Here is a 17,275-nt window from a genome sequence, read left to right on the forward strand (position 1 = left end):
AAAGACATCGAACGTGGTCAAGTATTGGCTAAACCAGGTTCCATCAAACCTCACACTAAATTCAAAGCAGAAGTATACGTATTGACAAAAGAAGAAGGTGGCCGTCATACTCCATTCTTCTCCAACTACCGTCCACAATTCTACTTCCGTACAACTGACGTAACTGGCGTTATCAACTTACCAGAAGGTACAGAAATGTGTATGCCTGGCGATAACATCACTATGAACATCGAGCTTATCACTCCAATCGCTATTGAAGAAGGTTTACGTTTCGCGATCCGCGAAGGTGGCCATACAGTAGGCGCTGGTGTTGTTACAGCTATCGAAGCATAATCTGACTGAAAGATTATCTATATAAACCGTGCAATCAAGGAGCGGCAAACTTGCCGCTCTTAGGTTGTGTATAAACTATGATATAGAAGGTTGCCCTCGAGAGGGAGAATTTCTATGGAGCAGTTCATTCTGGAAATGGACGAAGGGAGATATATAACAATGGCAAAACAACAAAAAATCCGTATTCGCTTGAAAGCATATGATCATAAAGCATTAGATCAAAGTGCTCAACGTATTGTAGACGTTGCAAAACGCAATGGCGCGTTGGTTTCTGGACCAATTCCATTGCCTACAGAAAAAAATATTTTCACGATTCTTCGTTCTCCACATGTTAACAAAGATTCCCGTGAACAATTCGAAATGCGTACACATAAACGCTTAGTAGAAATTATTGAGCCAAATTCGAAAACAGTAGATGCAATCACTCGCCTTGATTTGCCAGCTGGTGTATCTATTGAAATAAAATTATAAGAAATAAGGAGGTGCGATTATGTCTAAAGCTATTTTGGGTAAAAAGTTAGGAATGACTCAAGTCTTCACAACTGAAGGCAAACTAGTTCCTGTCACTGTAGTGGAAACTACACCTAGCGTAGTAGTGCAAGTAAAAACTGTTGAATCCGACGGTTACAATGCGGTACAGCTTGGTTACGGTTCCATTAAAGAAAAACATTTAACTAAACCTGTAAAAGGCCAGTTCGATAAAGCCGGCGTAGCGCCAGTTAAATATCTTCGTGAACTTCGCCTTGCTGAAGCAACTGATTACACAGTGGGCCAAACTCTGGCAGCTGATATCTTCGCAGAAGGTGAGCTAGTAGATGTTGTGGGTACAGGTAAAGGTAAAGGTTTCGCTGGTACAATTAAGCGTCATAACTTTAGCCGTGGTCCTGAAACTCATGGTTCCAAATCTCATCGTGAACCAGGTTCCATCGGTCCAATGATCTCCGGTGGCGGCGGTAAAGTATTTAAAGGTAAAAAACTTCCTGGACAAATGGGTGGTGGCAGAGTTACTGTACAACGTCTATCTGTTGTAAAAGTTGATGCTGAACGTAACCTTTTATTAATCAAAGGTGGCATCCCTGGTGCTAAAGGTAGCCTAGTGATGGTTCGCAACACAGTAAAACCTGTTAAATAACTAATTGTCGAAAGGAGGATACATAATGCCAACAGTAACTAAATACAACATGTCCGGCGCTAAAGTCGGCGAAATCCAGTTGAATGATGCAGTATTCGGTGTTGAAGTAAACGCTGCTGTTATGCATCAAGCCGTAGTTCGTCAATTGTCTAACGAACGACTTGGTACACATGCAACTAAAACTCGAGGAGAAGTACGCGGTGGCGGTAAAAAACCTTGGAGACAAAAAGGTACAGGCCGTGCTCGTGCTGGTTCTAGCCGTTCCCCAATTTGGGTAGGTGGTGGTATCACTTTTGGTCCACAACCTCGTAGCTACTATAAAGCTATGCCTCGTAAAGCTAGACGCTTAGCAGTTAAATCTGCATTATCTGATAAAGTAAATCACAGCGAATTGTTCGTAATCGACGAATTGAAATTAGCCGCACCAAAAACTAAAGATGTATTAAACATCCTTAATAACTTCAAAGTTGGTGACGCAAAAGTTCTTTTCATCACTGATGGTGATGTAAATGTGGAATTATCCGCTCGTAACATCCAAGGTGTGAAAGCACTTCCATACACAAATATCAATATCTTCGATTTATTGCACCACGACAAACTCTTCATCGCTGAAGGTGCTATTGCAAAAATTGAGGAGGTGCTTGGATAATGAACAAATTTGATGTATTAATTCGTCCAATCATTACAGAAAAAACAACTTTGTTAATGCAAGAAAACAAATATACTTTCCAAGTTCCTTTGACTGCGAACAAAGTAGAAATCCGTAAAGCTGTTGAATCTATCTTCAACGTAAAAGTAGAAAAAGTAGCCACTATCCGTGTATTAGGAAAAACTAAACGCATGGGTCGCACAATGGGTAAACGTAGCGATTACAAAAAAGCTATCGTAACTCTAAAAGCTGGCGAATCTATTGAATTATTTGAAGGTGTATAAGAGTCTAGTAAGGAGGCCCAATAATGGCAATTAAATCATTTAAACCGTACTCCGCTGGTCGTCGGTTTATGACAGTGTCTGCCTTTACTGAAATTACAGCAAGCAAACCTGAAAAATCCTTGCTCGCAAAAGTAACTTCTAAAGGTGGTCGTAATAACACTGGTAAAATGACAGTACGTCATCAAGGTGGCGGTCATAAACGTCAATACCGTATTATTGACTTCAAACGTACTAAAGATAATATCCCAGCTCGCGTAGCTACAATCGAATACGATCCTAACCGTAGTGCTCGTATCGCATTGTTAAACTATGCAGATGGTGAAAAACGTTATATCATTGCTCCACATGGTCTTAAAGTGGGTGATGTAGTTTACTCCGGTCCTGAATCCGATATTAAACCAGGTAACGCGTTACCATTGGCTAATATCCCATTGGGTACTCAAGTACACAACATCGAAATGAAAATTGGTAAAGGCGGACAAATCGTTCGTTCTGCTGGTACTTCCGCTCAATTAATGGCGAAAGAAGGCAACTATGCATTACTTCGTTTACCATCTGGTGAACTTCGTCGTGTACGCGTAGAATGCCGTGCTACAGTAGGTGTTGTATCTAACATTGACCATGAAAATATCACTATTGGTAAAGCTGGCCGTCAACGTTGGAAAGGCATTCGTCCTGGCAACCGCGGTGTTACAATGAACCCTTGTGACCATCCACATGGTGGTGGTGAAGGTAAATCTCCAGTTGGTCGTAAACATCCTGTTACACCTTGGGGTAAACCAGCTCATGGCGTTAAAACTCGCGACAAGAAAAAAGCTTCTAGCAAGTTAATCGTTAAACGTCGTACAAAATAGGATATAGGAAGGAGATATAACAGTGTCCAGATCAATTAAAAAAGGCCCTTTTGTTGCAGAATCTCTTCTGAAAAAAATTGATGCCTTAAATGAAACTAATGATAAAAAAGTAGTAAAAACCTGGTCCCGTGCATCTACTATTTTCCCACAATTTGTAGGCCATACGATTGCTGTGCATGATGGTCGCAAACATGTACCTGTATTCATTACAGAAGATATGGTAGGTCATAAATTAGGTGAATTCGCTCCTACACGTACTTATAAAGGTCATGGTAAGGACGAAAAAACTACAGGCAGAAAATAGGAGGATTTAACATGGAAGCAAAAGCAATCGCTAGACATATTCGTATTGCGCCTCGTAAAATCCGCATCGTTGCAGATTTAGTGCGCGGTAAAAACATCGGCGAAGCATTTGCCATCTTGAAGTTTACTCCGAAAGTTGGCGCCGATGTAGTAACTAAAGTTTTGACATCTGCTATCGCAAATGCAGAACACAATTTTGACATGAATGTAGAAAATCTTTATGTGTCTGAGATCTTCGTTGATCAAGGTCCAACAATGAAACGCATTCATCCTCGTTCCCGTGGACAGGCTTTCAAAATTTTGAAACGTTCTAGCCACGTAACAGTAGTTGTTAAAGAAAGAGCTTAATCGAAGGAGGGAAACAGAGTGGGTCAAAAAGTAAATCCACATGGCTTGCGTGTTGGTATCGTAAAAGATTGGGACGCAAAATGGTATGCTGATAAAGATTTCGCATCTAACCTTCATGAAGACGTAAAAATCCGTACCTTCTTGAAGAAAACACTTTTCATTGCTGGTATTTCCCGCATTGAAATTGAGCGTACAAATAAACGTATTAAAGTAACTATCCACACTGCTAAACCAGGTATGGTTATCGGTAAAGGTGGACAAGGAATCGAAGATATCCGTAAAGAATTGAAACGTTTTACAGATAAACAAATCGATGTAAACATTGCTGAAATTAAACAAGTAGACATGGAAGCTCAACTTGTTGCTGAAAGCATTGCTAGCCAATTGGAACGCCGTGTAAGCTTCCGTCGTGCAATGAAACAAGCAGTAGGTCGCACTATGCGTTTAGGCGCTAACGGTATCAAAGTTATGGTATCTGGTCGTCTAGGTGGTGCAGAGATCGCTCGTAGCGAATCTTACCGTGAAGGTTCCATTCCACTTCACACACTTCGTGCTAATATCGATTATGCAACAGCAGAAGCACATACAACATATGGTTGCATCGGTATTAAAGTATGGATCTACAAAGGTGAAGTTTTGCCAGAAGCTAAACAAACATCTAAAAAGGAAGAAGGTGACAACTAATGCTAATTCCAAAGCGCGTAAAACATCGTAAACAATTCCGCGGTCGTATGAAAGGCCGTGCAATGCGTGGTAACAAAGTTGCTCATGGTGATTTCGGTTTAGTAGCATTAGAGCCATCTTGGATCACAAACCGTCAAATCGAAGCAGCCCGTATTGCTATGACACGTTACATTAAACGTGGTGGTAAAGTTTGGATTAAAATTTTCCCTGATAAACCAATCACTGCAAAACCAGCAGGCGTTCGTATGGGTTCCGGTAAAGGTTCTCCAGAAAAATGGGTAGCAGTAGTTCGCCCAGGACGTGTAATGTTTGAAATGAACGGCGTACCAGAAGTAGTGGCTCGTGAAGCTATGCGTCTTGCAAGCCATAAACTTCCAATCAAAACGAAGTTCGTTGTTAAGGGTAAAGAATTGGGTGGTGACGTAAATGAAGGTTAATGACATTCGCAATTTGAGCGCTGCCGAGTTGAACACTAAAGTTTCCGAATTGAAAGAAGAGTTGTTTAACCTACGTTTTCAACTCGCTACTGGTCAATTAGAAAATCCAATGCGTATCCGTGAAGTTAAAAAAACTATCGCTCGTATCAAAACTGTACAACGAGAAGAAGAAATTAAAGGTAACGCATAATAACAAATTTTGTTTGGATTGAATAGGAGGCTTAAAGTCGTGGCAGAAGTAAGAAATGTACGAAAAGCACGTGTAGGTAAAGTTGTAAGCAACAAAATGGACAAAACAGTTGTTGTACAAATCGATCGTAAAGTACCTCACGAATTATATAGCAAGCCAATGGTAACAAGCAAACGTTTTAAAGCACATGATGAAAACAACGAATGCTTAGTTGGCGATATCGTAAAAATCGTAGAAACTCGTCCATTATCTAAAGATAAACGTTGGAGAGTTGTAGAAATTATTGAAAGACAAAAATAATCAGTGATGTAAGGAGGAAAAGTCATGATCCAGCAACAAACAATTTTGAATGTTGCCGATAACACTGGTGCGAAACGCATTATGTGCATCCAAGTGATGGGCGGTTCTTACCGTAAATTTGGCAATATTGGTGACGTAATCGTTGCTTCTGTAAAAGATGCATCACCCGGTGGCGTTGTCAAGAAAGGCGACGTTGTAAAAGCCGTTATTGTTCGTTCTAAAAAAGGCATCCGTCGTCAAGATGGTTCCTATATCCGTTTCGATGAGAACGCTGCTGTAGTTATTAAAGACGACAAAAGCCCTCGCGGAACTCGTATTTTCGGACCTGTAGCAAGAGAACTTCGTGAAAAAGACTTCATGAAAATTATCTCCCTTGCTCCAGAAGTGTTATAAGAAGGAGGAGCTCAACATGTCCCAAAAACTACATGTTAAAAAAGGTGATACAGTTGTTGTTATCTCCGGCAAGGAAAAAGGTAAACAAGGCGAAATTATCGCTGTTGATATCAAAAAAGAACGAGTAACTGTAAAAGGTCTTAACCTAGTTAAACGTCATACAAAACCTAGCCAAGCGAACCCTCAAGGTGGCATCATTGAAAAAGAAGGTACAATCCATGTATCCAATGTAATGGTGTTAGATCCTGAACAAAAAGTTCCAACTCGTACTAAAAAAGTTGAGGAAAATGGTTCTTTCGTTCGCGTAGCTGTTAAAAGTGGCGCTAAACTTTAATTGATAAGGAAAGGAGGTCTTTTACAAAATGTCTCGTTTACAAGAAAAATATACTTCTGAAATTAAGAAGGCTTTACAAGAGAAATTCCAATATGGCAACGTAATGGAAATTCCTAAATTAGAAAAAATCGTAATCAATATCGGCGTAGGCGATGCTGTTGGTAACTCCAAAGCATTGGACGCAGCTGTTAAAGATTTAGAAATTATCGCTGGTCAAAAACCAGTCGTAACTCGCGCGAAAAAATCCATTGCGAACTTCAAAGTTCGTGAAGGTATGCCTCTTGGCACAAAAGTAACTCTTCGTGGCGAACGCATGTATGAATTCCTCGATAAATTGATTAATGCGGCATTGCCTCGCGTGCGTGACTTCCGTGGTATCAGCGCAAAAGCGTTTGATGGTCGTGGTAACTATGCATTAGGCCTAAAAGAGCAATTAATCTTCCCTGAAATCGAATACGATCAAGTAGAACGAGTAACAGGTATGGATATTATCTTCGTAACAACAGCTAACACTGACGAAGAAGCTCGTGAATTATTGGCACAATTCGGCATGCCTTTTGAAAAATAATTAGGAGGAAACGATAGATGGCTAAAAAATCTATGATCGAACGTGAGAAAAAACGTGCACGTATCGTTGCAAAATATGCAGCAAAACGCGAAGCGTTAAAAGCAGCAGGCGATTATGAAGGTTTATCCAAATTACCTGCCAACGCATCCCCAACACGCTTGCACAACCGTTGCAACTTAACAGGTCGTCCTCATGGTTATATGCGTAAATTCGGTATTAGCCGTATTGCGTTCCGTGAATTGGCGTACAAAGGACAAATCCCTGGCGTGAAAAAAGCTAGTTGGTAATAGGATAACGAGAGGAGGTTTTTAGAAGATGGTAATGACAGATCCGATTGCGGATATGCTGACACGCATCCGTAATGCAAACTCTGCACTTCATGAAACAGTTGAAATCCCTGCTTCTAAAATGAAGGCTGCTGTTTTAGCTATCCTTAAAGACGAAGGTTTCGTTAAGGAAGTTGAAACAATTGAAAATGAAAAACATGCTACTTTAAAAGTAACATTGAAATATGGTTCTAATAATGAAAAAGTAATTACCGGTATTAAACGTATCTCTAAACCAGGCCTACGTGTATACGCGAAAAAGGAAGAACTTCCTCGCGTACTTGGTGGTTTAGGTATCGCAGTTATTTCTACATCTAAAGGCATCATGAGCGACAAACAAGCTCGTAAAGAAGGCTTAGGTGGCGAAGTAATCGCTTACGTTTGGTAATCATAGCAATAGGAGGTAGAAAGAATGTCACGTGTCGGTAGAATGCCTATCGAGATCCCAGCTGGCGTAACGGTAACTCAAAACGAGCATACGTTAACAGTTAAGGGTGCAAAAGGTGAATTAACTCGTACTTTCCATCCGGACATCAACATTGCTGTTGAAGAAAATGTAATCACAGTAACTCGTCCTAGCGATGGAAAAGAACACCGTTCTTTACACGGTTTAACTCGTGCTCTTGTTGCTAACATGGTAACAGGCGTACATGAAGGCTTTACTAAAACTTTAGAAATCAATGGCGTTGGTTACAGAGCGGCTAAGCAAGGTAACAAACTTGCTTTAACATTGGGCTTCTCCCATCCAGTAGAGATGGAAGCTCCTGCTGGTATTACAATCGATGTCCCAGCTCCTAATAAAATTGTTGTTTCTGGTGCTGACAAAGAAGTTGTTGGTGCAGTAGCAGCTGATATTCGTAAATGGAGAAAACCAGAACCTTACAAAGGTAAAGGTATCCGTTACGAAGGCGAAGTTGTTCGTCGTAAAGCAGGTAAAGCTGGCGCTAAAGGTAAGTAATAACAGTTTACATTAGAAAGGAGTGGACATCTTGGCAGGAACATCCAAACGCAAAATTGCTCGTGCAAAACGTCATTTACGTTTACGTCGTCACATTTCTGGTACGGCTGCACGTCCTCGCTTGAACGTATTCCGTTCTTTAAGCAATATTTATGCTCAAGTCATTGATGACGTAGCTGGCAAAACATTAGTATCTGCTAGCTCTCAAGATAAAGAATTAAATCTTTCCTACGGTGGTAACGTAGCTGCTGCTAAAGCAGTTGGTGAAGCTGTTGCGAAAAAAGCAATTGCTGCAGGTATCGATACAGTAGTATTTGACCGCGGTGGTTACATTTATCATGGTCGTGTAGCAGCCCTTGCAGAAGGTGCTCGTGAAGCAGGCTTAAAATTCTAAGAAGGAGGAACTATAGACATGGCAAGAATTGATTACACAACTCTTGATCTTAAAGAAAGAGTAGTATTCATCAACCGCGTAGCCAAAGTTGTTAAAGGTGGTCGTCGTTTTTCCTTCAGCGCCCTTGTAGTTGTTGGTGACGGCAACGGTCATGTAGGTGTTGGCTTAGGTAAAGCTGCGGAAGTACCTGATGCAATCCGTAAAGGCATTGATGATGCTAAGAAAAACCTTATTCATGTTGTTATTAAAAATGGTACAATCCCTCACACAGTTACAGGAACATTCGGCGCAGGCCGCGTATTCTTGAAACCAGCTGCAGAAGGTACTGGAGTTATCGCTGGTGGCCCAGTTCGTGCTGTATTGGAATTAGTGGGTGTTCGTAACATCTTAACTAAATCTTTAGGATCTTCCAATCCTAACAACATGGTTCGCGCAACACTAGAAGGTTTAGCTCAATTAAAACGAGCTCAAGACGTAGCTGCACTTCGTGGCAAAACTCTTGAAGAAATTTACGGTTAATAAGGAGACCAATAATGGCACAAGTTAAAGTAACATTAACAAAAAGCTTAATCGGTCGTCCTGCAGATCAACGTGCGACTGTTAAAGCTCTTGGATTGAAAAAAACTAACTCCCAAGTAGTTAAAGAAGTAACACCTCAAATCGAAGGTATGCTTCATAAAGTTAGACATTTAGTAAAAGTAGAAGAAGTATAATAGATAAGGAGGTGCACGAATGAAACTTCATGAATTAGCTCCGGCTGCAGGTTCCAAAAAAACTCGTACTCGTGTAGGTCGTGGTCTTGGATCCGGTTTAGGTAAAACTTCCGGTCGTGGTCAAAAAGGTCAAAATTCTCGTAGTGGTGGCGGTGTGCGCACTGGCTTCGAAGGTGGCCAAATGCCTCTTTATCGTCGTTTACCAAAACGTGGTTTCAAAAATATCTTTGCACTTCAATATGCAGAAGTTAATGTATCCCAATTGAATCGTTTTGAAGACGGTGCAACTGTAGATCCAGTAGCTCTTATTGAAGCTGGTATTTTGAAAAATGTACGTGATGGTATCCGTATCCTTGGTAACGGAACTTTAGAACGTAAATTAACTGTTATCGCTAACGGCTTTACAAAATCTGCAGTAGAAAAAATCGAAGCAGCAGGTGGAAAAGTAGAGGTGATCTAGGGTGCTAGATAGCCTCTTGAACATCACTAAAGTAACGGAATTACGTAACAAAGTAGTCTATACATTACTTATGTTCATTGTCTTTCGCTTAGGTATCCATATCCCGGTACCTGGCGTAGAGGCATCTGTTATTGAAAGCTTATTCACCAGTGGTAACCTATTTGGTTTACTAGATTTGTTCGCCGGTGGTGCGTTAAGTAAATTCTCTATCTTTGCAATGAGTATTACCCCATACATCAATGCATCAATCATTATGCAATTGTTAGGGGCAGTAGTACCAACATTTGAAGCATGGAGTAAAGATGGAGAAGAAGGGCGCAAGAAAATTGCAAAAGTGACACGATATGGTACAGTTATCCTTGGCTTCATCCAAGCTTTTGGTATGACCTATGCATTACGTGCTAGCAATGCGCTCATTGATAATAGCTTCATGTCTGTTATTTTGATTTCCATCATCCTTACAGCAGGTACTTGCTTGTTGATGTGGGTGGGGGAACAAATTACAGCTCATGGCATAGGTAATGGTATTTCACTCATTATCTTTGCTGGTATCGTGGCACGATTCCCTGATGGGGTTCAGACCATTTACCAATACCTACAAGTAGGTACAATTAATGTATTTCAAGCGATTCTATTTGCTATCATTGCGGTAGCTATGATCGTTCTTGTAATTGCTGTGACACAAGGCCAACGTCGTATTCCTATCCAATATGCTAAGCGTGTGGTAGGACGAAAAATGTATGGTGGTCACTCAACATTCCTGCCTTTGAAAGTCAATCAAGCAGGGGTTATCCCAATTATCTTTGCGTCATCCATATTGATGTTTCCAGCTACATTGGCACAATTTGTACAAGTACCATGGGTACAAACTGTTGCAAGTTATTTCCAATGGGGAACGCCGATACAGACTATTTTGTATGCTGTATTGATTTTATTTTTTACATACTTCTATACAGCTATCTCAATCAATATTACGGATATGGCAGATAATATGAAAAAACACGGTGGTTTTATCCCAGGTATTCGCCCAGGAAAACCGACTGCTGACTATGTAGACCGAGTAATGACTCGAATTACATTAGTAGGTGCATTTTTCTTAGCTTTCGTTGCAATCCTGCCAAATATGATTGGTGGATTGACAGGCATTCAAGGTGTGTACTTTGGTGGTACAGCACTACTCATCGTAGTGGGCGTAGCATTAGATACAATGCAACAAGTAGAATCTTTAGTATTAACACGCCAATATAAGGGCTTTGTGAAATAGGAGATTATGATATGTATATTTTATTAATGGGACCTCCAGGTGCTGGTAAAGGCACGCAGGCAGCTCGTCTGATTGAAAAATATGGTATCCCTCAAATTTCTACAGGTGACATGTTCCGTGCCGCTGTAAAAGAGTCTACTCCATTAGGATTAGAAGCTAAGAAATATATGGATGCTGGACAACTTGTTCCAGATAGCGTTACCATTGGCATCGTTCGTGAACGCTTGTCCAAGGATGACTGTAAACAAGGTTTCATTTTAGATGGCTTCCCTCGAACTACAGCACAAGCTGTTTCCTTGGATGCGATTTTAAAAGAAATGAACATAGTTCTTGATGCTGTACTTAATTTAAGTGTTCCATCTGAAGAGTTGGTTCGACGCATCAGTGAAAGAGCACGTCTTGAAAATCGTGATGATGACAAACCGGAAACAGTACAGAAACGTCTTGCTGTATACGAAGAGTCTACTAAACCATTGATCGATTATTACCGTAATAGTGGTCAATATGTAGAAATCAACGGCTTACAGGATGTGGACACAGTATTTGCAAATATCGTTACGGCTTTGGAGAAATAATCAATGATTATTTTTAAATCGCCCGAAGAAATTGAGCATATCCGAAAGGCATCTCAACTGACAGCAGCGACGTTAACCGAGCTTGCTAAATTAGTAAAGCCGGGCGTATCAACGCTTGAGTTAGACCAATTTGCCGAAGAATATATTCGCAGCCATGGAGGAATTCCAAGCTGCATTGGTTACTATGGGTATCCAGCAACTATCTGTGCTTCCATAAATCATGAAGTGGTACATGGGATTCCAAGTGCATCTCGTATACTAAAAGATGGCGATGTCATCAGCATTGATTTAGTATCATCTGTGAATGGATATCATGGGGATTCTGCGATTACAGTTCCTGTAGGAGAAGTAAGTCCTAAAGTACATGCATTACTAAAAGTTACAGAAGAATGTCTCTTTAAAGGGATTGAACAAGCTGTGGCAGGCAATCATGTGGGAGATATTTCTCATGCAGTACAATCTCATGCTGAACGTCATAGATATGGTGTTGTACGAGATTTCGTAGGACATGGTTTAGGAAAAAACATGCATGAAGATCCACAAGTTCCAAATTATGGTACTAAGGGCAAAGGTCCAGAACTTAGACCAGGAATGGTCATCTGTATTGAGCCAATGATTACTATGGGCACGCACAAGGTAAGAGTGCTTGAAGACAACTGGACAGCGGTCACAATGGATCGTAAACCAGCTGCACACTTTGAACACACTGTAGCTATTACTGAACATGGTACAGAAATTCTTACTATGCGTGATACACCGAGGTTAATACAATAACCAGTAACCGGAGGATGAAAGATATGTCAAAAGAAGACGTTATTGAAGTGGAAGGTACGGTCGTTGAGGCATTACCAAATGCTATGTTCCAAGTAGAATTGGAAAATGGGCATGTGGTTTTGGCTCATGTGTCAGGTAAAATGCGTATGAATTTTATCCGTATCCTTCCTGGTGATAAAGTTACTATGGAACTGACACCATATGACTTAAGCCGTGGTCGCATCACCTATCGCTTTAAGTAAGCATAGGATCCACAAAGGAGGTACTTATGAAGGTTAAACCATCAGTTAAAAAGATATGCGAAAAATGTAAAATTATTAAACGTAAAGGCCGTGTAATGGTTATTTGCGAAAACCCAAAACATAAACAAAAACAAGGATAATTGATAGGAGGTGGATGAATAGATGGCACGTATAGCCGGTGTAGATTTACCACGTGACAAACGTGTGGAAATTGGTTTAACTTATATTTACGGTATCGGTCTTACTCTTGCTAAAGAAGTATTAGCAAAAACTGGTATCAATCCAGATACTCGCGTTCGTGATTTAAGTGAAGATGAAGTAGCTAAAATCCGTGAACTTCTTGATGCAGAGTATAAAGTAGAAGGTGATCTTCGTCGTGAAGAAGCCCTTAACATTAAACGCTTAATTGAAATCAACTCCTATCGCGGTAAACGTCATCGTATGGGACTTCCATGTCGTGGTCAACGTACGAAGACAAATGCTCGTACTCGTAAGGGTCCTCGTAAAGCAATCGCAGGTAAGAAGAAATAATAAAGGAGGGATATTGTGGCTAAGAAAACAGTTAGATCCAAAAGAAAAGAAAAGAAACATATCGAATCTGGTGCAGCGCATATTCGCTCCACTTTTAACAACACTATCGTTACAGTAACAGACGTAAACGGTAATGCTCTTTCTTGGGCATCTGCTGGTGGTCTAGGTTTCCGTGGTTCCCGTAAATCCACTCCATTTGCAGCACAAATGGCAGCTGAACAAGCGGCAAAAGCAGCTATGGAACACGGTCTTCGCACTGTAGAAGTATTTGTTAAAGGTCCAGGATCTGGTCGTGAAGCAGCGATTCGTGCGTTGCAAGCAGCTGGTCTTGAAGTAACTAGCATTAAAGATGTGACTCCAATTCCTCATAACGGCTGTCGTCCTCCAAAACGTCGTCGCGTATAATCTGAGCTATATACTTAGAATAGTGACAAGTTTTAGAGGAGGGTATACCTGATGAGCGAAGAAAAAAAACTTAGAATCGAGAAAGTACAAATGACTGAAGATGGCCGCTACGGTAAATTCGTATGCGAGCCATTGGATCGTGGTTATGGTATTACTCTCGGTAATAGCTTGCGTCGCATTTTGCTTTCATCCTTAGATGGAGCAGCAATTACTTCCATCAAGATTGACGGAGTACTTCATGAGTTCTCTACGATTGAAGGTGTTCGTGAGGATGTATCCGATATTATTCTGAACCTTAAACAGTTGTGCATTCGTCTTGAAGAGGAAGCACCTGTACCGATGGATGTACATATCGATGTTCGTAAAGATGGAGTATTAACAGCAGGTGATTTGATTCAATTCATGCCACCTGAAATCGAAGTCTTAAATCCAGAATTGGTAATTGCTACAATGGATGAAGCAGCTCATCTTGTAATGGATGTGCGTATCGAACGCGGTAAAGGATATGTACCATCTACTAAGAATAAACGTGAAGATGATACGATTGGTCAAATTCCAATTGATTCTATCTTCTCGCCAATTCTAAGAGCGAAATATGAAGTCAGCGATGTCCGTGTGGGCAACGAAATGGACTTTGATAAGCTTACTTTAGAAGTTTGGACAAATGGTTCTATTACAGCATCTGATGCAATTGCTAAATCAGCGGCTATCATGATTTCCTATTTAGGAAACTTCACTCGATTAGCTCATTCTTATGACATGATCGATGTTGGTGAAAGTGAAGCTGAATTTACAACTGCTAATGGTCAAGAAGGTGGCGATAAAGATGCTGAACCTAAAGGACCAACGACGATTCCTATTGAAGATCTTGAGTTGTCTGTTCGTGCTTTCAACTGCTTGAAACGTGCTAACATTCATACAATCGGTGACTTGACTGGTAAAACAGAAGACGAATTAGGAAAAATCCGCAATTTAGGGAAAAAATCTGTAGAAGAAATTCTAGAGAAATTACAATCTTACAATGAGGGTAATGAATCCCTAACATCTCAAAGCGAATAAGAGGAGAAAGACTAATGGCATACAGAAAATTAGGCCGCAACAGTTCCGCTCGTAAAGCGTTGTTCCGCGGTATGGTAACATCTCTCTTCGTACATGAACGCATTGAAACAACAGAAGCAAAAGCAAAAGAGCTTCGTAAATATGTTGATGAAATGATTACATTGGGCAAACGTGGCGACTTACATGCTCGTCGTCAAGTTCTTGCTTTTCTTATGAACGAAGATGCAGTAAAAAAATTATTTGATGAAATTGCTCCAAAATATGCTGAGCGCAACGGTGGTTACACTCGTGTAATTAAACTTGGCCTTCGCAAAGGCGATGCAGCTCCATTGGCTATTCTTGAGCTTGTATAATCAAACGCAATCTGGTTGTGATAGGATGAGTTTCACTCATTCTGTTGCAGCCTTTTTTGCTTTTGGAGGGCATACAGGTATTCTATCTGATGGATAGAGTGCTACCTTGCTGTAGGGAGTATTGTGGAACTTTGCTATAAGTGGTGACTACTCTTATGTGAGTAGCCCCAACATTTAGTATATAGCCTAAATATAATAGAAAAACAGCGACTCTGTCCGGTAGGATGGAGTCGCTGTTTTGTTATACTTAATTAAATTGTGCTTCGTCCACTTCTAAGAAGCCGAAGTATTCCATACGGCGGATCATTTCTTCGTAGAAAGCAAGGATCATGGTATATTTGTTGGATTGTTGTAAGGCTAGAGGGCTAATGGATTCTTCTGTCATAGCCTCGTAGATTTTGCACATCACATCGTGTTTTGTAGTTGGTTTGTTGAGGAGTTTCATGAACTCTAAATCTTCTTCGTTAAAATCGGAAATAGGATCATTGTAGCGATTACCAGGATAGATATAGGCGTTCACGCCTTCTTGAGGCATAATCTCTACGAATGGAATGTATCGCTCAGGGATATAGCTTTTCTTTTCTTCAAAAATATGATGTTTGAATGGATGCTCTGTTTCCAACACGGACAGGCTGATACCACCTTGAATGATGTGTTCTACTAAGAATTGATAGAACAATGGTAGGCACATGTCAGGAATGGCATGCTCTCCTGTATAGGTCACTATTGTGTTGTGTTTTATATAGAAGTGAGGGCCCTCTTGTTGGAACAAGTCTACTAATGTTTTAGCTGCAGAGCCAGTAGGACATGTATTGTCTAAGTTGTCTGCTGATATATGATTAGAAGTACTAACGGAGTTAGTATCACTATTCATTGCATGCACCTGAGTAGTATTAGAATTTGTTACGGAGATAGGCATTCGTTTTGCCAAGTCTTCAAAGATGGGTTCTAAATGCTCCGATGGAATGCGAATGGTGAATAAGAATTCTTCCAAGTTGTGTTGGAATCCTGCATCTGTGATAGATGATTCAGTGATGCGTTTTGGTGTAGACCCTTTGTGGGTAAACAAGGATTTTCGGAATGCTGTGTTCAGTATGAAATCGATGTACTGTTCTCGTGCCAATGGGTCATGAGGGGCTAGCTCTTGTAATTTAGTGCGCAATGTTTCGTCATATACATCAGGGAATGATAAATTTAGATCACAGTCGCAGAGGTAGGTGAATCCATGCTCTGTCATATGGTCTATGCATTGGTGAAAGTACACCGGCGTGTTCACTGGCTCTAAATGGTCATGACCAACATAGCAGTCTTGTTTTTGCAATGTTTGACGTAAAGACTGTAAAAAGGATGCTTGTTGGCTTTTTACTGTATCGTATTCGAGCATGAGAGCACCTAGCTTACTTGCCACCGTTTTACCGTGGCGCACCTTTTCACGATGGTTTAATGTGTCCACATCTTTATTTGCAAACTCCAAGAGGGCACGCACACTGTCCATTTTATGCCAACCTGGGTAAGTGTTATAGGACATGTACAAGATACCGTTCTCCGCGAGATGTTCTTTACAGAGGCGAAGGAAATTGTCTTTTGTTTCCTCATCTACCCAAGAATAGAAGCCATGGGCGATGATGTAATCGTAGGTGCCGAGGTGCTCGTGACTTTCATTCACATCACCTTCTAGCAAATTTAGATTAGTGATACCTAGTTGATCGATATAGGTTTTACCCACGCTCACTTGAGTCGGGGCAATTTCGATACCTGTGAAAGTAGCCTTCGGATAGAACAGGGCTTGGGAAATTAAATTGCCACCGTAGGAAGATCCGATTTCCAAAATACGAGCTGTGCTGGCAGGAGCTGGTGAAAGTCCTAATAGACGAGCGTAACTTTCAAGGAACGGAGCAGACGCATAAGGAAAGGGCTGGGAAAGATACCCTAAGTCAGCATAGATTTCTTTGGCTTGCTCTGTAGTCATTCGTGTGTTGTATCGCATAAAAACTCCTTTATTCTCTGAGGTGTCCTAGACCGACTCAGAAAGTCTTGTAAATGGTTTATGTAATTTACTTATCGTATCATTAGTATAACAGAAAAGAGATAAATTACATACTTATTATCTATAGTGACTATGTACTGGAATTATTTGGTAGAGAAAACAAATGTTTTCTGTCGTAACTGTTACGGTATATATGGATGTAAAAATGAATATACTATAGGATAAGTAAATGAGAATAATTTTGAAATAAAAAATAGTTATATGTAGTATAACCAACGGAAATGCGGGGGGGGGGGGGGTTTAATTTTTAAATTTTTTTTTTTTTTTCTTCACAACGTCATGTCTCTTGCGTCCTCCTTCCTTCTGGGTCTCTCTTTACTCAAACTCCCTTGCTCATAATTTTCCTCTTCCCTCCGCGCCCCGCA

The 17,275-nt window shown here is 40.6% G+C and carries 31 protein-coding genes and 1 pseudogene; 31 read left to right on the forward strand and 1 reads right to left on the reverse strand.

The genetic code is table 11. The annotated features are described in order from the left end of the window. The 31 genes and pseudogenes from tuf to rplQ form a co-directional block, all read left to right on the forward strand. A pseudogene (gene tuf, locus EO127_RS08450) lies at positions 1 to 333 on the forward strand (elongation factor Tu); the annotation flags it as partial. A gap of 159 nt (positions 334 to 492) precedes the next feature. Then, a complete protein-coding gene (rpsJ, locus tag EO127_RS08455; RefSeq protein WP_009353924.1) occupies positions 493 to 804 on the forward strand; it encodes a 30S ribosomal protein S10 in 312 nt (103 codons plus the stop codon). 19 nt (positions 805 to 823) lie between these two features. Beyond that, on the forward strand, positions 824 to 1,465 hold the full coding sequence (rplC, locus tag EO127_RS08460) for a 50S ribosomal protein L3 (protein ID WP_127069340.1): 642 nt from the start codon (positions 824 to 826) through the stop codon (positions 1,463 to 1,465). Positions 1,466 to 1,490: 25 nt separating this feature from the next. After that, positions 1,491 to 2,114 carry a 50S ribosomal protein L4 gene (gene rplD, locus EO127_RS08465; RefSeq protein WP_127069341.1) on the forward strand — a complete coding sequence of 208 codons (624 nt, stop codon included), beginning with the start codon at positions 1,491 to 1,493 and terminating at the stop codon, positions 2,112 to 2,114. Continuing rightward, positions 2,114 to 2,398, forward strand: coding sequence for a 50S ribosomal protein L23 (gene rplW, locus EO127_RS08470; RefSeq protein ID WP_126939416.1), 285 nt, complete (start codon positions 2,114 to 2,116; stop codon positions 2,396 to 2,398). Before rplD ends, rplW begins: the two co-directional genes overlap by 1 nt. Positions 2,399 to 2,421: 23 nt before the next feature. Beyond that, positions 2,422 to 3,252, forward strand: coding sequence for a 50S ribosomal protein L2 (rplB, locus tag EO127_RS08475; protein WP_126938379.1), 831 nt, complete (start codon positions 2,422 to 2,424; stop codon positions 3,250 to 3,252). A gap of 22 nt (positions 3,253 to 3,274) precedes the next feature. Continuing rightward, the gene (rpsS, locus tag EO127_RS08480; RefSeq protein WP_126938380.1) at positions 3,275 to 3,556 is read left to right on the forward strand and encodes a 30S ribosomal protein S19; all 282 of its coding nucleotides are present in this window, start codon (positions 3,275 to 3,277) and stop codon (positions 3,554 to 3,556) included. An 11-nt stretch (positions 3,557 to 3,567) separates the two neighbouring features. Continuing rightward, on the forward strand, positions 3,568 to 3,903 hold the full coding sequence (rplV, locus tag EO127_RS08485; RefSeq protein ID WP_126939415.1) for a 50S ribosomal protein L22: 336 nt from the start codon (positions 3,568 to 3,570) through the stop codon (positions 3,901 to 3,903). An 18-nt stretch (positions 3,904 to 3,921) separates the two neighbouring features. Beyond that, positions 3,922 to 4,587, forward strand: a complete 666-nt coding sequence (rpsC, locus tag EO127_RS08490) for a 30S ribosomal protein S3 (RefSeq protein WP_009353925.1) — start codon at positions 3,922 to 3,924, stop codon at positions 4,585 to 4,587. Next, positions 4,587 to 5,024, forward strand: coding sequence for a 50S ribosomal protein L16 (rplP, locus tag EO127_RS08495; RefSeq protein ID WP_009353916.1), 438 nt, complete (start codon positions 4,587 to 4,589; stop codon positions 5,022 to 5,024). The genes rpsC and rplP overlap by 1 nt, the downstream gene beginning before the upstream one ends. Then, complete coding sequence (gene rpmC, locus EO127_RS08500) at positions 5,014 to 5,214, forward strand: 50S ribosomal protein L29 (RefSeq protein ID WP_009353915.1); 201 nt, start codon at positions 5,014 to 5,016, stop codon at positions 5,212 to 5,214. The genes rplP and rpmC overlap by 11 nt, the downstream gene beginning before the upstream one ends. A 39-nt stretch (positions 5,215 to 5,253) precedes the next feature. Then, on the forward strand, positions 5,254 to 5,514 hold the full coding sequence (gene rpsQ, locus EO127_RS08505; RefSeq protein WP_009353932.1) for a 30S ribosomal protein S17: 261 nt from the start codon (positions 5,254 to 5,256) through the stop codon (positions 5,512 to 5,514). Between the two features lie 24 nt (positions 5,515 to 5,538). Beyond that, positions 5,539 to 5,907, forward strand: coding sequence for a 50S ribosomal protein L14 (rplN, locus tag EO127_RS08510; RefSeq protein WP_009353930.1), 369 nt, complete (start codon positions 5,539 to 5,541; stop codon positions 5,905 to 5,907). Positions 5,908 to 5,923: 16 nt separating this feature from the next. Continuing rightward, positions 5,924 to 6,241, forward strand: coding sequence for a 50S ribosomal protein L24 (rplX, locus tag EO127_RS08515; RefSeq protein ID WP_126939413.1), 318 nt, complete (start codon positions 5,924 to 5,926; stop codon positions 6,239 to 6,241). Between the two features lie 28 nt (positions 6,242 to 6,269). Beyond that, positions 6,270 to 6,809: a 50S ribosomal protein L5 gene (gene rplE, locus EO127_RS08520; RefSeq protein ID WP_009353920.1), complete on the forward strand. Its 540-nt coding sequence runs from the start codon at positions 6,270 to 6,272 to the stop codon at positions 6,807 to 6,809. Positions 6,810 to 6,826: 17 nt separating this feature from the next. Further along, positions 6,827 to 7,096 (forward strand): 30S ribosomal protein S14, encoded by a 270-nt coding sequence (gene rpsN, locus EO127_RS08525; RefSeq protein WP_126938385.1) that lies wholly within the window; start codon positions 6,827 to 6,829, stop codon positions 7,094 to 7,096. 28 nt (positions 7,097 to 7,124) lie between these two features. Continuing rightward, positions 7,125 to 7,523 carry a 30S ribosomal protein S8 gene (rpsH, locus tag EO127_RS08530; protein WP_009353887.1) on the forward strand — a complete coding sequence of 133 codons (399 nt, stop codon included), beginning with the start codon at positions 7,125 to 7,127 and terminating at the stop codon, positions 7,521 to 7,523. A gap of 24 nt (positions 7,524 to 7,547) precedes the next feature. Further along, positions 7,548 to 8,093 carry a 50S ribosomal protein L6 gene (rplF, locus tag EO127_RS08535; RefSeq protein ID WP_127069343.1) on the forward strand — a complete coding sequence of 182 codons (546 nt, stop codon included), beginning with the start codon at positions 7,548 to 7,550 and terminating at the stop codon, positions 8,091 to 8,093. A 31-nt stretch (positions 8,094 to 8,124) separates the two neighbouring features. Continuing rightward, entirely contained in the window at positions 8,125 to 8,487 is a 363-nt protein-coding gene (gene rplR / locus EO127_RS08540; RefSeq protein WP_126939411.1) for a 50S ribosomal protein L18, read from the forward strand. An 18-nt stretch (positions 8,488 to 8,505) separates the two neighbouring features. Then, the gene (gene rpsE / locus EO127_RS08545; RefSeq protein ID WP_009353893.1) at positions 8,506 to 9,006 is read left to right on the forward strand and encodes a 30S ribosomal protein S5; all 501 of its coding nucleotides are present in this window, start codon (positions 8,506 to 8,508) and stop codon (positions 9,004 to 9,006) included. 14 nt (positions 9,007 to 9,020) lie between these two features. Further along, positions 9,021 to 9,200 (forward strand): 50S ribosomal protein L30, encoded by a 180-nt coding sequence (rpmD, locus tag EO127_RS08550; RefSeq protein WP_009353936.1) that lies wholly within the window; start codon positions 9,021 to 9,023, stop codon positions 9,198 to 9,200. Positions 9,201 to 9,219: 19 nt separating this feature from the next. Then, positions 9,220 to 9,660, forward strand: coding sequence for a 50S ribosomal protein L15 (gene rplO / locus EO127_RS08555; protein WP_009353906.1), 441 nt, complete (start codon positions 9,220 to 9,222; stop codon positions 9,658 to 9,660). 1 nt (position 9,661) lies between these two features. Continuing rightward, a complete protein-coding gene (secY, locus tag EO127_RS08560; RefSeq protein WP_127069344.1) occupies positions 9,662 to 10,924 on the forward strand; it encodes a preprotein translocase subunit SecY in 1,263 nt (420 codons plus the stop codon). A gap of 11 nt (positions 10,925 to 10,935) precedes the next feature. Then, positions 10,936 to 11,499, forward strand: coding sequence for an adenylate kinase (locus EO127_RS08565; RefSeq protein WP_009353894.1), 564 nt, complete (start codon positions 10,936 to 10,938; stop codon positions 11,497 to 11,499). Positions 11,500 to 11,502: 3 nt separating this feature from the next. Beyond that, positions 11,503 to 12,273 (forward strand): type I methionyl aminopeptidase, encoded by a 771-nt coding sequence (map, locus tag EO127_RS08570; protein WP_127448922.1) that lies wholly within the window; start codon positions 11,503 to 11,505, stop codon positions 12,271 to 12,273. Positions 12,274 to 12,296: 23 nt separating this feature from the next. Then, positions 12,297 to 12,515, forward strand: coding sequence for a translation initiation factor IF-1 (infA, locus tag EO127_RS08575; RefSeq protein ID WP_009353944.1), 219 nt, complete (start codon positions 12,297 to 12,299; stop codon positions 12,513 to 12,515). Between the two features lie 26 nt (positions 12,516 to 12,541). Beyond that, positions 12,542 to 12,655 (forward strand): 50S ribosomal protein L36, encoded by a 114-nt coding sequence (gene rpmJ / locus EO127_RS08580; protein WP_007391661.1) that lies wholly within the window; start codon positions 12,542 to 12,544, stop codon positions 12,653 to 12,655. A 22-nt stretch (positions 12,656 to 12,677) separates the two neighbouring features. After that, complete coding sequence (gene rpsM, locus EO127_RS08585) at positions 12,678 to 13,046, forward strand: 30S ribosomal protein S13 (RefSeq protein ID WP_126939407.1); 369 nt, start codon at positions 12,678 to 12,680, stop codon at positions 13,044 to 13,046. Between the two features lie 15 nt (positions 13,047 to 13,061). Continuing rightward, positions 13,062 to 13,451, forward strand: a complete 390-nt coding sequence (rpsK, locus tag EO127_RS08590) for a 30S ribosomal protein S11 (protein ID WP_009353912.1) — start codon at positions 13,062 to 13,064, stop codon at positions 13,449 to 13,451. 51 nt (positions 13,452 to 13,502) lie between these two features. Further along, a complete protein-coding gene (locus EO127_RS08595; protein ID WP_127448923.1) occupies positions 13,503 to 14,510 on the forward strand; it encodes a DNA-directed RNA polymerase subunit alpha in 1,008 nt (335 codons plus the stop codon). Positions 14,511 to 14,524: 14 nt separating this feature from the next. Further along, positions 14,525 to 14,863, forward strand: a complete 339-nt coding sequence (gene rplQ, locus EO127_RS08600; protein WP_009353923.1) for a 50S ribosomal protein L17 — start codon at positions 14,525 to 14,527, stop codon at positions 14,861 to 14,863. Between the two features lie 247 nt (positions 14,864 to 15,110). Here rplQ and EO127_RS08605 read toward each other — a convergent pair whose 3' ends face one another. Next, positions 15,111 to 16,850 (reverse strand): class I SAM-dependent methyltransferase, encoded by a 1,740-nt coding sequence (locus EO127_RS08605; protein WP_127448924.1) that lies wholly within the window; start codon positions 16,848 to 16,850, stop codon positions 15,111 to 15,113. Between the last annotated feature and the right edge of the window lie 425 nt (positions 16,851 to 17,275).

Source organism: Veillonella sp. 3310, from assembly GCF_003999875.1.
Classification (GTDB): Bacteria; Bacillota; Negativicutes; order Veillonellales; family Veillonellaceae; genus F0422.